Genomic DNA, 535 nt, shown 5'->3' with positions numbered 1-535 from the left:
GAAGGCGCTCGGCGCGGACGTTCGCTGGGCATCGTGCAACATCTTCTCGACGCAGGACCACGCTGCCGCCGCGATCGTCGAAGCCGGCACGCCGGTGTTCGCGTTCAAGGGCGAGTCGCTCGACGAATACTGGGAGTTCTCGCACCGCATCTTCGAATGGCCGAACGGCGAATTCGCGAACATGATCCTGGACGACGGCGGCGATGCCACGCTGCTGCTGATCCTCGGCTCGAAGGCCGAGAAGGACCGTTCGGTGATCGCGAAGCCGACCAACGAGGAAGAAGTCGCGCTGTACAAGTCGATCGCGACGCACCTCGACGCCGACCCGACCTGGTACTCGACGCGCCTCGCGCACATCAAGGGCGTGACCGAAGAAACCACGACCGGCGTGCACCGCCTGTACCAGATGGAAAAGGACGGCCGCCTGCCGTTCCCGGCGTTCAACGTGAACGACTCGGTCACGAAGTCGAAGTTCGACAACCTGTACGGCTGCCGTGAATCGCTCGTCGACGGCATCAAGCGCGCGACCGACGTG

Annotated in this window: 1 protein-coding gene; it reads left to right on the top strand. The window is 64.1% G+C overall.

Features of this window, described 5'->3' with window-relative positions; all coding sequences use genetic code 11:
• On the top strand, nt 1-535 hold a 535-nt coding region (locus PI86_RS15130; RefSeq protein ID WP_039324086.1), incomplete at both ends, for an adenosylhomocysteinase.

The sequence above is a fragment of the Burkholderia sp. A9 genome (assembly GCF_000801975.1).
Note: the sequence above shows the minus strand (reverse complement) of the source record. Positions and strands in the feature narration are given on the sequence as shown.